This window comes from Streptomyces tailanensis (genome assembly GCF_008386495.1).
Taxonomy (GTDB): domain Bacteria; phylum Actinomycetota; class Actinomycetes; order Streptomycetales; family Streptomycetaceae; genus Streptomyces; species Streptomyces tailanensis.
The window spans coordinates 1-12909 of record NZ_VTHJ01000032.1 but is presented as its reverse complement, the minus strand read 5'-3'; the positions used below and the strand labels follow the sequence as shown (position 1 = coordinate 12909).

Sequence of the window (12909 nt, the reverse complement as noted above, 5' to 3'; positions counted from 1 at the left end):
TGCACCAACCCTGCCCCACCCAACCGACCGCGGCACCACCACGCCGCACGGGAGAAAGCGGAGACTATCCGTGAACGCCACCACAACGGCGATCAGGCCGACCGACCGGCGGGCGGCCACCATCGTCATGGCCTGCCTCGGCGTGTTCGCTGCCTACCTGCCGATCACCACGGTCGCCGTCAGCCTGCCCGCCATCCAGCGCGCACTGCACACCTCGACCGCCCAACTGTCCTGGGTCCAGGACGCGTTCGTCCTACCCATGGCCGCGTTCATTCTGACCGCCGGCGTCTTCGGCGACGTCCACGGCCGTAAGAAGGTCTTTCAGGCGGGCTTGTTCTGCTGCGCCGCCGGGGCGGCGGTCGCCCTGTGCGCACACAACATCCAGACCCTGTGGGCCGGTCAGGCCCTGGCCGGTCTGGGCTCGGCCGCGCTGCTGCCCACCACGCTGGCACTGATCAGCCACGCGGTGCCCGACCACCGGGAACGCGGCAAGTACATCGGCATGTGGGCGATGGCCATGCTCGCGGCCCTGGCCCTCGGCCCGGTCATCGCCGGCGTCATCCTCGACCACTTCGCCTGGCGCTGGATCTACCTGCTGTCCGTCCCCCTCCCGCTGGTAGCGATGGCCGTCGCCGCCCCGCTGCTGACCGACTCGCGTGCCCCGCACGGGCGCAAGCTCGACTGGCCCGGCCAGATCACCGCGGCCGTGGGCATCACGGCGCTCGTCTACGGCGTGATCGAAGGCGGCGCCGACTCCTTCACCGCCACCAGGGTGGTCGCCGCCCTCGCACTGGGCGTCGTCGCGCTGATCGCCTTCGTCGTGGTGGAGAAGCGCAGTGCCAGCCCCATGCTGGAGTTGGCGGTGTTCCACAGCGCGGCCTTCACCGCAACCGCCCTGGTCGCCCTGATCACCTTCCTCGGGCTGATCGGCTTCTTCTTCGTCCTCAGCCTGTACTTCGGCATGGTCCAGCAGCTCGGCACCCTGGAGGCCGGCGCGCGGCTGCTGCTCGTCCCCGTCGCCGCGATCGTGGCGGGAGCCCCGGCCGGACGGCTCATGCACCGCGTCCCGGCCCGCTGGATGATCACCGTCGGCCTGCTCCTGATCGCCGGGCCACTGCTGGCCATGACGAACCTCGACGCCGACACCTCCTACGGCTCGATCGCCTGGCGGTTGATCGTGCTGGGCGTGGGCCTCGGACTCGTCACCACGCCAATGACGGCCACCGCCGTCGCCGCCGTGCCGCACCACCTGGCGGGCATGGCCTCGGCCGCCAACAACGCCTTCCGCCAGGTCGGCGGCGCGCTCGGCCCGGCCGTCCTCGGCGCCCTGCTGTCCACCCGCGCTGTGCACACCCTGCCCGGCCACCTCGCCGACGCCGGTGTGACCGGCCCCCAGGCCCACACCATCCTGTCCACCGCCGAGGAGGGCGGCCTGGGCGCGGTCGCCGGGATGAACCTCGGCTCCACAGCTGGTCAGGTCTACGGCGCCCTGGGTGAGTCCCTCCTCGACGGCCTGCGGCTGTGCCTCGTGGTGGCCGCCACGCTGGCGGTGCTCGCCGCAGCATGCGCCGTCGTCCTGCTGCGCCGCCCGAAGCAGCAGGTCGCAGACGGCGCGGCGAAGACCGGGAGCGCGGCACGGCATGGTCGCCCGGACGCCGCCGCCGAGAACGCTCAGGCTGGCACGGTCCAACCCCTGGGGCACCAGCGCGCCTGATCAGTCGATGAGGGGGGAAGGGACATCGTCCGCGCCGGTCAGGTACCGAGCCGCGGACGATGCCCCTCCCCGGCCGATGGTCGGGCAATCCGCCGTGGACGAGTTTCGAAACCCACCTTCGAGTTGGCGTGATCGCCCGACAGCCCGGTGTCTCTGTGCGTGCGGTGGGAGGCGCGCACCAGGTGCTTTGCTGCACGTTCCAAGCGTCGTGCCCGCTTCTTGCCAGCTTTCGAGGTGTCCGCCAGGACCATGTCGATCAGCGAATCAACGGCGTCTCCCCGCCTGCTGCACCTTGTTGAACCAGGCATGCAGACAGGCTGCCAAGTCCGGAGCGTTGTTCATGCCGGGCACGCTACCGACATTTGGGGCCATGAGCCTCTCTAAAACCGGGGGTTGGGTGATCGGTTGCGTTGAGGGTGAGACTGTGTCGCGCCCCGCCTCCTCGTCGCGGAACGTGAGACCTGTCGCCCGACCCCGACCCCGCAGAGCGGGAGTCGGGAGCACGTGTCGTACATCCCGCTCGCGGCCCTCAACGGCTCTACGTGGCCACTGAGTCGGCGGTATCCGCCGGCTGGTCCCGATCGTACGGCTCACACGTCGTCGCAGCGTGTCGCCCTTCACGCTCGGGACGCTTCGTTGCAGGGGGCTCGACCGGCCCGGGCCGTGCGTGCCGACGGGTGGTCAGGGTCCAGGCGGTGGCGGCGAGTGCGGTCACCGTGAGGGCGGCCAGTATCGCTGTGGTGTGGGATCCGGCGCTGTCGGCCGCCCGGGCGACGGGGTTGGGCAGGCCGAGGCGGTCGGCCAGCCAGCCGATGGCCGCGGTGGCGGTGAGCAGGGCGCCGGCCAGTCGTAGTGTGGGCTGGACGCGCAGGCGTGCCAGCACCAGCAGCGAGGGCAGGGCGAGGCAGACCAGCAGGAGCTGGACCAGTTCGATGCCGAGGTTGAAGCCGAGGAGGCTGGTCACGAGCTGTCCGGTGGACAGGTGCATCTCGGCCAGGACGAAGGAGAAGGCCATGCCGTGGCCGAGCCCGAAGACTCCGGCCACGAGCGCCTCCTTGCCGGGGAAGAGGGGGCGGATCGCGTGGATCGCGCCGACGAGGATGCTGGCGGCGATGAACGCCTCGACCGGCCAGTCGGGGATGTCCAGGCGGCCGAGCGCGGTGGCCGCCAGTGCGACGGAGTGCCCGGCGGTGAAGGCGAGCGTGATGCGGCCGATCCGCAGAAGCGCGGGCCGGGCGCCGACCAGGCCGCTCCACCGTCCTCCGGTGGCCGCGAGCGGCGCGGGCAGGAGCAGGATGAGCAGGAACAGCAGGTGGTCGGTGCCGGTGAGGATGTGGTCGCCGCCCAGCTTCACCATGGCGAGGAAGCCGCGCCAGGCGCCGCCCTCGCCGAGGTCGACCTTCAGGGCGGGGACGGTCATGGTCCGGGTGTCGACCCGGATGGTGCCGACCTGGGTGGTGCCCTCGTCCTCGATCTGCCCGGCGGCCCAGTCCTGACGGACGGTCACCAGGGCGGTGTGCGTGATGACCTGGTGGACGATGACGTCGTAGTCGAAGGTGAAGTGCCGTACGTCGGTGCCGGCCGGCGGGGTGAGCACGGCCTCGGCGACCAGCTCGCGGTAGGGGCCGGTGGAGGTCTGCTCGGTGCTGCTGAGGCTCAGGCTGCCGATGCTGACCTGCCAGGCATTGCCCTGGGTGGTGGCCGGGTGGATGTGCTTGGCGAGGTAGGTCCGGATGGCCTTGGCTTTTCCGGACAGCGTGGCCTGGGTGGTGTCGCTCAGGTCGATCCCGCTGGCCTGGGAGAAGTCGTCGGCCGGCAGTTCCAGCCGTGCGCTCACCGACGCCTGGTACACGTCGAGTTCCACCACCGAGTGCGGCATCGGATGCGCGGCGGCCGGCGACGCCCCGAGGAGGAGCGCCGCCGGTACCACGATCGCGATCCCGGCCACCAGGCGTGTAAGCGCTGCGGTCAGCCAGTTTCGCGGTCGGGTCATGAGAAGGAGAACTCGCTGCCGTAGTCGCGGGTGTGGTCCCGGTAGACGGTGTGGTAGTGGACCTTGTCCTGGTAGACGAAGCCGTTCTGGCAGACGAACTCGATCCACACGCTGGGGCCGTCGATGCGGACGTAGTCGCCCTGGGTGTCCAGGCCCGTGCCGCCGGAGTAGCCGATGTAGGTCTTGTTCAGCTCACGCGCGTACGTCTTCAAGAGCTTCTTCGCGGTGGCGTCGTCCACGCCGGCGACCCAGGGGTGGATCGCCGCCAGGACCAGCTTCTGCTGCTTGGGCGACAGCTCGCTGGCCTTGATGCCCTCCTTGGTCTCCGGGAACTGGCCGTCCTCGCCCGGGCCGAGCAGCACGTCGCTGAAGGACTCGGACAGCTTGGCCTTGGCCAGCTGCTCCGTGCTCAGGCTGCCGGTCAGGGCGAGCATGCCGTTGCGGAACTTCGCCATCGGCTCGTACGTGGTGCCGTCGTCCGCGGTCCAGCTGGTGGGCTCGACGCCGGTGAAGTACGGGCTGGCGCCGGCCACCTTGCCGTCCTTGTAGGTGACGTTCACGGCGAGGTGGTGGCCGCCGAACTGCAGCTGCCAGGTGCCGTCGACCGACGGGGTGCCCAGGAAGGCCATGAGGTAGATGTCGCTGCCGTACCCGCCGCCGCCGGCGCCGGTGCCGCCGGACGGCGGGGCGCCCGTCGGGGCGCCGCTGGCCGTGGCGCTCGGGTCCGCCGAGGGGTCGGCCGAGGCCGAGGCGTCGCTCGACGGCGCAGCGGGCCCGGAGCCCGAGCTCTCCGCCGAGGCCAGCTGGTCATCTGCCAGGAGGGTCTCAAGGACGTGCTCGTAGCCGGTGCCCTCGCCGGTCCCCAGGGCCACCTTCAGCACGTTCTTCAGGGCGGCCAGCTGCTCGTCGCTCAGCGAGCCCGTCTGGATGCCGACCCGGCAGGACGACCCGCACGGCAGGTTCGACCACGCGGTCGCGTTCGCCTGGGAGTAGTCCAGGACCGTCTCCGCCTGCTGGTCGGAGTCCAGCGTGTTCAGGAACGCGTTGGCCGCGCTGACCACGGCCGCGACGCCGTCGGCCTTCTTGTCGACCGGGTAGTGGACGCCGGCCTTCTTCGCGTCGCCCGAGGTCGTCGCGGCGTTGGCCGCCACGAATCCGCCACCGACGAGGACGACACCGGCGGCCACGCCCGCTATACCCCGCCAAGTCCGGCGGCTACGAGCCCGACTTGTTCTCTCTTTGCTCACGAACAGCTCCCTGTAGACAAAAGTGGGGACGGTACGCCGGCTTGGCGGGCGGCACCGTCCAGGACACGCGCGCGATGTGATGGGAGAACTATCAGCAAAATTGTTGACAGCTCAATGCGAGAGCCTTGAGGTGCGTCCCATTTGGGTGGCGTGATCCGCATATTGAGGCGAAACGCTTACCTTGTTGCCAGGTTGCTCTCATCGCAGCCTCAGCCGCCGAGACGGACTCGCGTTGCGAGTAGACCGTCGTCCCGACACCTTCTCCACCGGCGGCAGGACCTCCGGGCTCCGGCTCGGCACACGGTGTACTGCGGCTGGCCTCGATGCCGAGCCTGCCGTTGGCGGCCTCCCCCACGACGTCGATGTCGCTCTGCATCGTCAGCACCGCGGCGAACGCCGAACATGCCATGGTCTGGTCGTCCACTACGGCCACCCGGATAGTCATGTTCATCTCTCCTGCCCCGGTTACTGAGGTTGCACTCGTGATGTCGTAGGGGCTGACGGCTTGTCTCCCATGCGGGATCGCCGGGGCATGCGGTATCCACAAGGGTGCGGGCTGACCGCCGGACGTCAGCAGTTCCGCGAGGAGTTACGACTCCAGGCAGCCGAACGGCTTGCTCAGGGTGAGGCGGGCTCGGTGATCGCCAAAGACCTGCGGGTCAGTGTCCGCTCGGTGCAGCGATGGCGGCAGATGTGGGACGAGGGCGGTCCGCGGGCTCTGCGGTCGCAGGGGCCGGCGTCGCCGCCGAGGCTGAGCGAGAAGCAGTTCGCCCAACTGGAGGCGGAGCTGGCCAAGGGACCGCAAGCTGCTGGTGCGCAATGGCTGGTCCTGCCAGGTCCCGGCCCGACGGGCGGTCGAGCGGGACGACGAGGCGGTGGCCGGATGGGTCAAGGAGGTATGGCCTTGCGCGGAAAACTCGCGGCGACCCGTGGAGCCTGGCTCGTCTTCGAGGACGAAGCCGGCTTCTCCATGACGCCGCCGCAGGCGAAGACCTGGTCACAGCGCGGCCGGACACCGGTGGTGCGGGTGCGGGGCCGCTCCCGCAGACGGGTGTTCATCGCGGCGCTGACCTGCTACAAGTCCGGCCACCGATCCCGGCTGATCTACCGGCCGTGCAGGGACGACGGCCGCCGCGACGGCCGCAAGAGCTTTTCCTGGCGCGACTACCGGGACCTGCTGATCGCCGCCCACCAGCAGCTGGGCGGTCCGATCGTGCTCGTCTGGGACAACCTCAACGTCCACAAAGCTGCCGACCTGCGGGAATGGGCGACAGTCCGGGACTGGCTGACCATCTACTACCTGCCGCCCTACGCACCCGACCTCAACCCGGTCGAGGGTATCTGGTCACTCCTGCGACGTGGATGGCTCTCCAACGTCGCCTTCAGCACCCCCGAACACCTCGTCCAGTGCATCCGACGCGGACTACGGCACATCCAGTACCGCAGCGACCTCATAGACAGATGCCTCGCCGAGACCGGCCTGGCCATCAGACCCGCCTGCCCAACAGTACGGCATCACGGGTTCAACCTCAGTGACCGGCCCGGGCAGCCGGGACCTCGGCCGAACGGCGGATTGCGAAGGCGCGCGGCTGACAGGCGGAGTCCAGCAACCCGTTCAGACACACAAAAATCAACGAGAAACGACAAAACCATTGACCTGCTCCTGTCCCACCTTTACTTTTCTGACCGATTCACCGCACTCAGTTCGGCTGGTCGGACGAGCAGTGCCGGTGGCTCCGTATGTGGGTCCCTCAGGCTCCTCTCTCCTGAGCGCCCGTTCTCCGCTTCCGCACGTCTGCTTTGGAGAGTCGATGAGCACGAGGTCCCGGCCGGACTCCCGGCCGTCGCGCCGACGGTTCCTCGGCATGGCCTCCGAAGCCGGCCGGTCGCCGTTACCGCCCGCCTGAGTCGGTCAACTACACCTGGCCGTCCTTCGATCACTCAACTTCCCGACCCGTTACCCCAGGCACTCGAACTACGCCCCGCGCATCGACCCGATCTCCACCGCCACCGACCGCGCGGACGCCACCTTCTCCAGCGTCAACTGACGCCCTGCGGCTGACCACGGCGCCCCGGGCCCAGCGCCCTGGCGCGGTCAGCGTTCTTTCCCCTTTCCTCCCCTTGGAGAGCCGTATGTCCCGCACCGCTCTACACAGATGGGCCAGACGCGTAACCGTCCAGGTCCTCGCCGCCGGACTCGCCGTCACCGGTCTGGCGAGCCTCGACCGGCAGGAGCCGTCGGCGCCCCTGGCCGTCGAACCGACCGCCGTCAGCACCAGCCAGATCGATGTCACCCCGCCGTCGATGGGCTGGGCGTCCTGGAACAGCTTCGCCAGCAGCATCGACCACACCGTCATCAAGCAGCAGGCCGACGCCCTGGTCTCCTCCGGCATGGCGGACGCCGGCTACAAGTACGTCAACCTCGACGACGGCTGGTGGCAGGGCGACCGCGACGCCGACGGCAACATCGTCGTCGACGAGACCCTGTGGCCCGGCGGCATGAAGGCGATCGCCGACTACATCCACAGCAAGGGCCTGAAGGCCGGCATCTACACCGACGCGGGCAAGCAGGGCTGCGGCTACTACTACCCCACCACCCGGCCCGCCGCCCCCAACACCGGTATGGAGGGCCACTACCAGCAGGACCTGGAAGCCTTCCAGCGCTGGGGCTTCGACTACGTGAAGATCGACTGGTGCGGCGGCCAGAGGGAGGGCCTGAACCAGGAGGCGACGTACAAGGCCATCGCCGCCGCCAACGAGGCCGCGACCGCCGTCACCGGGCACAAGCTCGTGCTGTCCTTCTGCGAGTGGGGCACCGGACTGCCCTGGAACTGGGCCACCGGATACGGCGACCTGTGGCGCACCAGCACCGATGTCATCTTCTGGGGCCAGACCGCCACGACAGCCAAGATGCTCACCAACTTCGACAAGGGGCTGCACCCCGCGGCCCAGCACACCGGGTACTACAACGACCCGGACATGCTGATGGTCGGGATGAACGGCCTGAGTGACGCTCAGAACCGGCTGCACATGGGCCTGTGGGCGATCTCCGGCGCCCCGCTGCTGGCCGGCAACAACGTGGCCACGATGAGCACCGCCACCCGCGACATCCTCACCAACTCCAAGGTCATCGCCATCGACCAGGACCCCCGGGGCCTGCAGGGCGTCAAGGTCGCCGAGGACACCCGCAACCTTCAGGTGTACGGCAAGGTCCTCTCCGGCACCGGCAAGCGCGCGGTACTCCTGCTCAACCGCACCGGCTCTGCCGCGGACATGACCGTCCGCTGGGCCGACCTCGGCCTGACAGATGCCCCGGCGTCCGTACGCGACGTGTGGACCGGCATCAAGACCAAGGATCACGCCACGAGTTACTCCACCAGCGTCCCGGCGAACGACGCCGTGCTGCTGACGGTCCACGGCACCGAGGCGTCCGGCTCGACGTACGAGGACACCACCACCACCGCCACCAACCCGACCTTCACCGGCGTCACCACCACCTCCGCCGGCACCAAGCTGGTCGACATCACCTACGCCAACGGCGCCAGTACCGCCGGCAAGGCCACCATCAAGGTCAACGGCCAGCACAGCTACGTCGTCGCCTTCCCGCCGACCGGCTCGGCGACCACCTACCGGACCGTGTCCGTGCTCGCCCACCTGGGCAAGGGCGACAACACCGTGAGCTTCGCAGCCGTCTCCGGCAGCACCGCGCCCGACGTCGACGCCATCCGCGTCCAGGGGATCCCCGGCACCGACGGCGTCGCCCTCGTCGGCTCCGTCTCCGACCGCTGCGTCGACATCGGCAACAACACCATCGCCAACGCCACCCAGGCGCAGATCTGGGACTGCGCCGGTGGGCGCAACCAGACCTTCACCCAGACCTCACGCGGCGAGCTCGTCGTCTACGGCAACAAGTGCCTCGACGCCAACAACAACGGCACCACCAACGGCACCAAGGTCATCATCTGGGACTGCAACAACGGCACCAACCAGAAGTGGACCGCCAACCCCGACGGCAGCCTCACCAACAACCTCTCCGGCCTCTGCCTGGACGCATCGAACGCGGGGACCGCCAACGGAACCAAGCTGCTCCTGTGGACCTGCAACGGCCAGGACAACCAGAAGTGGACCCTCACCTGACCTGACGCCGCCACGGTGTGAGCGCACCGTGCCGACCAGGAACCCGATCCCGGCAACCGAACCTCCGGTTGCCGGGATCTCTTGCGTCCGGCCTCGGTCCTCGCCCCGGCACGCGGGAGCCGGACGAGCGCGGGGCGCCACGATCGGGCAACTCGGGTTCGAGCCGTACGGTCTGACGGGACCGCGAACCCACGTGGCGGTCGTGTCCTCCGCCGGCACCGGTCCGGTCTGCGGCAGCGTGGCACCGACAGGTACTGCCTGTGCCGCCGCTCTCAGTCCGGACGCCGCTCCGCGGGACGTTCGGGTGACGGCCGTTTGTCCTGCGGCTTGGCGAAATCCGGTGCCCGTTCCGGCAGGAGCCGGGAGGTGTCCACGGTGAACCCCACGGTGGCCCCGCCGCCGGATCGTGTTCTCGCGAAGGCGGTGCCGCCATGCATCTCCGCCACATCGCGGACGATGGCCAGGCCGAGCCCGGACCCTGGCAGGCCGTGGGCGGTGTCGGTCCGGTGGAAACGGTCGAACACCCGCTCCGCGTCCGCCGCGTCGATGCCCGGCCCCCGGTCCGAGACGGTGATCGTGCCTCGGCGGATGTGCACTTCGATGGGTTCGTCACCGCCACCGTCGAACTTGGCGGCGTTCTCCAGCAAGTTGCTCACGGCGCGTTCCAGTCCCTGGCGGCGGCCGCTGACCACGCAGTCGTCGGCGTCGAGCAGGACGAACCGGCCGGTGCGCCGCTGCAGGCGCTGTGCGGCCCGGCCGGCCACCTCGGCCAGTTCCACGGGCTCCTCGGCCTCGTCGCGGCTCCGTGAGAGGGCCAGCCCGACCAACTCGTCGACCAGATGACCGAGTTCGCGCGTCTCGTCCTCGACGTCGTCGAGAAGCCGGTCACGGTCGTCCGGGGAGAGTTCGGTGACGTAGCGCAGCACGCTCGCGTTGGTGGTCAGGCTGGTCAGCGGGTTGCGGACTTCGTGGGCGGCGTCCTGCACCAGCCTCTCCCGCAGGGCGCGTGAGGCGGCGAGCCTGCGGGTCATCGTGTTGAAGGACGCCGAGAGCCGGGCGACTTCGTCGCGGCCGTCCACCGGGACCTCGCGGTCGGTGTGGTCGTCGGCACTGATCTCCTCGGCGGCCCCGGCCAGCCGTACCAGCGGCCGGGTGATGCGCCGCGCGAGCAGCCAGCCCGCTCCCGCCGCGGCCAGCATGACCGCGAGGATGGCTCCCGCGATCTCCTTGGCGATGCCGACCAGCACGTCACGTGTCGGTTCCAGGGGGATGGCCGCCTGCAGGGCACCCTGCCCCTCGCCCAGGGCAATGGTGAGCTGGCAGTAGGTGTCGCCGCCCACCTCGATCATGGTGGCCTCCTCCTGCCCGGCGGCTCCGGAGGCCGCGAGGGCACGTCCGGTGCCGGACACCGGCAGCGCCACGTCCGGGCCGCCCAGACGGGTGGTCGTGCCGTCGGGGGCCACAGCCCGCACGATCGCGGGCTGCTCCGCTTCGTCGCCCGTGCCGGGGTAGCCGTCCGAGTCCCGGGTGACCGTGTCGGGGAGAGCCTGTGCCGTGCCCTGCTCCTCGGCCACGGCCAGCGCGACCAGTCGGACCGCCCGGTTGGCCCCGTCGACGACACGGTCGGAGGCCGCACGGAAGCTCAGCACACCGACAAGCACCGCCACCAGGGCTCCGACAGTGGTGAAGGCGAGGGTGAAACGCAGACGCAGGCTCATGGGCGCCGTACTCCGTAGCCCACGGCACGCACCGTGTGGATCAGATCGGGCGCGCCGGCGTCGGTGAGCTTGCGCCGCAGATAGCCGATGTAGCACGCCAGATTGTTCGTGTGCGGCCCACAGTCGTAGCCCCATATTCGACTGGAGATCGTCGAGTGCGCCAGCACGATCCCGTCGTTGCGCACCATCAGCTCCAGCAGATCGAACTCGGTCTTCGACAGCTGCAGTTCCTCGTCGGCCCACCAGGCGCGGCGAGCGTCCGGGTCGATGCGCAGGGAGGCGAACCGCAGCACGCCGCCGACGGGTTCTTTCCCCTGGGCCGCCGGCGAGAGGGTGGCCCGGCGCTGCAGCGCGCGCAGGCGTGCGAGCAGTTCGGGGACCTTGAAGGGTTTGGGCAGATAGTCGTCGGCGCCCGCGTCCAGTCCGGCGACCCGATCCGCCGTGTCACCGCGCGCGGTGAGCATCAGCACCGGGGTCCGGTCACCGTCGGCGCGCAGCACACGGCACACGGCCACGCCGTCGACGTACGGCATCAGCACATCGACCACGAGGACGTCGAACGACTCCCGACGGGCTCGGGTCAGCGTCTCCACCCCGTCGGCGGCGGTGACGACCTCATACCCGTGCAGTTTCAGCGCCCGTGCGAGGGACTCGCGGACCGCACGATCGTCGTCGGCGATGAGGACACGGTTCGGCACCCCCACATGATGGCCGAAAACCGCCCGTTGTCCAGCGGCCAGTGCCCCTGGAAGCCAAGTCCCCCTCGAAGCACTCCGGACGCTTTCGGCTCCTGCGGGGTGAACTCGGACTTTGCCCAATTCCCAAACGGCTCCCATGCAGGTCCGATGCGGCTCGATCACGATGGGGGTCCCCCTCCATGCACCGTTCCAGGAGCGCCATGTCCAGCGTCACCCGTTCCTCCACTGCCTCTGGCCCCGCCGACTCTCCCGCGCACGGATGGCCGCCGCGCGGAGAACGGCGGAAGCGGGCACTCGTGCGCCGCGCCATCGCCCTCGCCACGTGCGTCGGTCTCGGCGTCGCCGGCTGCGGCTCCGACGACTCCTCCTCCTCTTCGTCGGGGACGTCGTCGAGCCAGAGCTCGTCCGCGACGGCGAGCACGGGCGCCGGGAAGGCGAACACCGCCGAGGTCGTTGCCGCCGCCAACGCGTTCCTCAAGACGCTCTCCGACGACGAGAAGGACACCGCCCTCTACGACTTCGACGACGAGGCCAAGGCCAAGGGCTGGTCGAACTTCCCGATCTCGCTCGCCGCGCGCAACGGCATCGAGTTCGCCGACCTCGACGACGACCAGAAGGCCGCGGCGCTGAAGGTCATGGAGACCGCCCTCAGCGAGCAGGGCTACGAGGAGCTGGAGGATATCCGCATCGCGGACGAGTACCTCAGCGAAGTGGGGTCCTCGGGCAGCGGGGGCGGCCCCGGCGGGGGCGACGACTACGGCGCGGACAAGTACTTCCTGGCCCTCTTCGGCGAGCCCAGCGAGACCGAGCAGTTCACGGTCCAGTTCAACGGCCACCACGCCGGGTACAACATCACCTACTACAAGGACGACGTCAGCCTCTCCCCCACACTGACCGCCATCGAGCCGTCGGAGTTCGAGACGGACGGCAAGTCGTACGCCCCTCTCCAGGACAAGCGGGACACCACCATCGCGGCCATCGGATCGCTCAGCGACAGCGAACTGGACAAGGCCGAGATCGACGGCAGCTTCGACGACCTGCTGCTCGGCCCCGGCAACGACGGCCCCTTCCCCGACCCCGAGGGCGTCGTGGTCGGCGATCTCACCGACAAGCAGCAGGACAAGGTCACCGCGATGATCCGTACCTGGGTCGACGACCTGGACGAAGAGGCCGCCGAGGCGCTCATCGCCAAGTACGTCTCCGAGTACGACGAGACATATCTGGGCTGGAGCGGCGCGACGGCCATCGACAACAAGGACACCTACGTACGGGTCGACGGCCCGTCGGTCTGGATCGAGTTCTCCAACCAGGGCGGCATCGTGGTCGACGGAGTGCACCAGCACACGATCTTCCGCGATCAGACCGCCGACTACGGCTGGAACTGACCGGGCGAGGGATCTTC

At 69.5% G+C, this 12909-nt stretch carries 7 protein-coding genes and 3 pseudogenes; 5 read left to right on the top strand and 5 right to left on the bottom strand.

The genetic code is table 11. From position 1 onward, the window contains the following. Window positions 1–70 precede the first annotated feature (70 nt). A complete protein-coding gene (locus tag F3T56_RS24685) occupies window positions 71–1714 on the top strand; it encodes a DHA2 family efflux MFS transporter permease subunit (RefSeq protein ID WP_425473611.1) in 1644 nt (547 codons plus the stop codon). A 538-nt stretch (window positions 1715–2252) separates the two neighbouring features. Here the strand turns inward: F3T56_RS24685 and F3T56_RS24680 are convergent. The 3 genes and pseudogenes from F3T56_RS24680 to F3T56_RS48135 all read right to left on the bottom strand — a co-directional run. Continuing rightward, window positions 2253–3707 carry a HupE/UreJ family protein gene (locus F3T56_RS24680; RefSeq protein ID WP_149827572.1) on the bottom strand — a complete coding sequence of 485 codons (1455 nt, stop codon included), beginning with the start codon at window positions 3705–3707 and terminating at the stop codon, window positions 2253–2255. Beyond that, complete coding sequence (locus tag F3T56_RS24675) at window positions 3704–4894, bottom strand: DUF3500 domain-containing protein (protein ID WP_246203807.1); 1191 nt, start codon at window positions 4892–4894, stop codon at window positions 3704–3706. The genes F3T56_RS24680 and F3T56_RS24675 overlap by 4 nt, the downstream gene beginning before the upstream one ends. Window positions 4895–5258: 364 nt before the next feature. After that, a pseudogene (locus F3T56_RS48135) lies at window positions 5259–5399 on the bottom strand (helix-turn-helix domain-containing protein); the annotation flags it as partial. 87 nt (window positions 5400–5486) lie between these two features. Here F3T56_RS48135 and F3T56_RS50125 point away from each other — a divergent pair. The 3 genes and pseudogenes from F3T56_RS50125 to F3T56_RS24650 all read left to right on the top strand — a co-directional run. Further along, a pseudogene (locus F3T56_RS50125) lies at window positions 5487–6449 on the top strand (IS630 family transposase); the annotation flags it as partial. A 439-nt stretch (window positions 6450–6888) separates the two neighbouring features. Beyond that, window positions 6889–7002 (top strand): annotated as a pseudogene (locus F3T56_RS24655) (AbfB domain-containing protein); the annotation flags it as partial. A gap of 85 nt (window positions 7003–7087) precedes the next feature. Then, window positions 7088–9091 (top strand): ricin-type beta-trefoil lectin domain protein, encoded by a 2004-nt coding sequence (locus F3T56_RS24650; protein ID WP_149827571.1) that lies wholly within the window; start codon window positions 7088–7090, stop codon window positions 9089–9091. Between the two features lie 272 nt (window positions 9092–9363). Here the strand turns inward: F3T56_RS24650 and F3T56_RS24645 are convergent, their stop codons facing one another. Together F3T56_RS24645 and F3T56_RS24640 are read right to left on the bottom strand one after the other, a co-directional pair. Next, window positions 9364–10809 carry a sensor histidine kinase gene (locus tag F3T56_RS24645; RefSeq protein ID WP_149827570.1) on the bottom strand — a complete coding sequence of 482 codons (1446 nt, stop codon included), beginning with the start codon at window positions 10807–10809 and terminating at the stop codon, window positions 9364–9366. Further along, on the bottom strand, window positions 10806–11507 hold the full coding sequence (locus F3T56_RS24640; RefSeq protein ID WP_172639115.1) for a response regulator transcription factor: 702 nt from the start codon (window positions 11505–11507) through the stop codon (window positions 10806–10808). Before F3T56_RS24640 ends, F3T56_RS24645 begins: the two co-directional genes overlap by 4 nt. A 200-nt stretch (window positions 11508–11707) precedes the next feature. On the opposite strand from F3T56_RS24640, the gene F3T56_RS24635 reads away from it, so the two are divergent. Beyond that, complete coding sequence (locus tag F3T56_RS24635) at window positions 11708–12892, top strand: DUF3500 domain-containing protein (RefSeq protein ID WP_149827569.1); 1185 nt, start codon at window positions 11708–11710, stop codon at window positions 12890–12892. Window positions 12893–12909 lie beyond the last annotated feature (17 nt).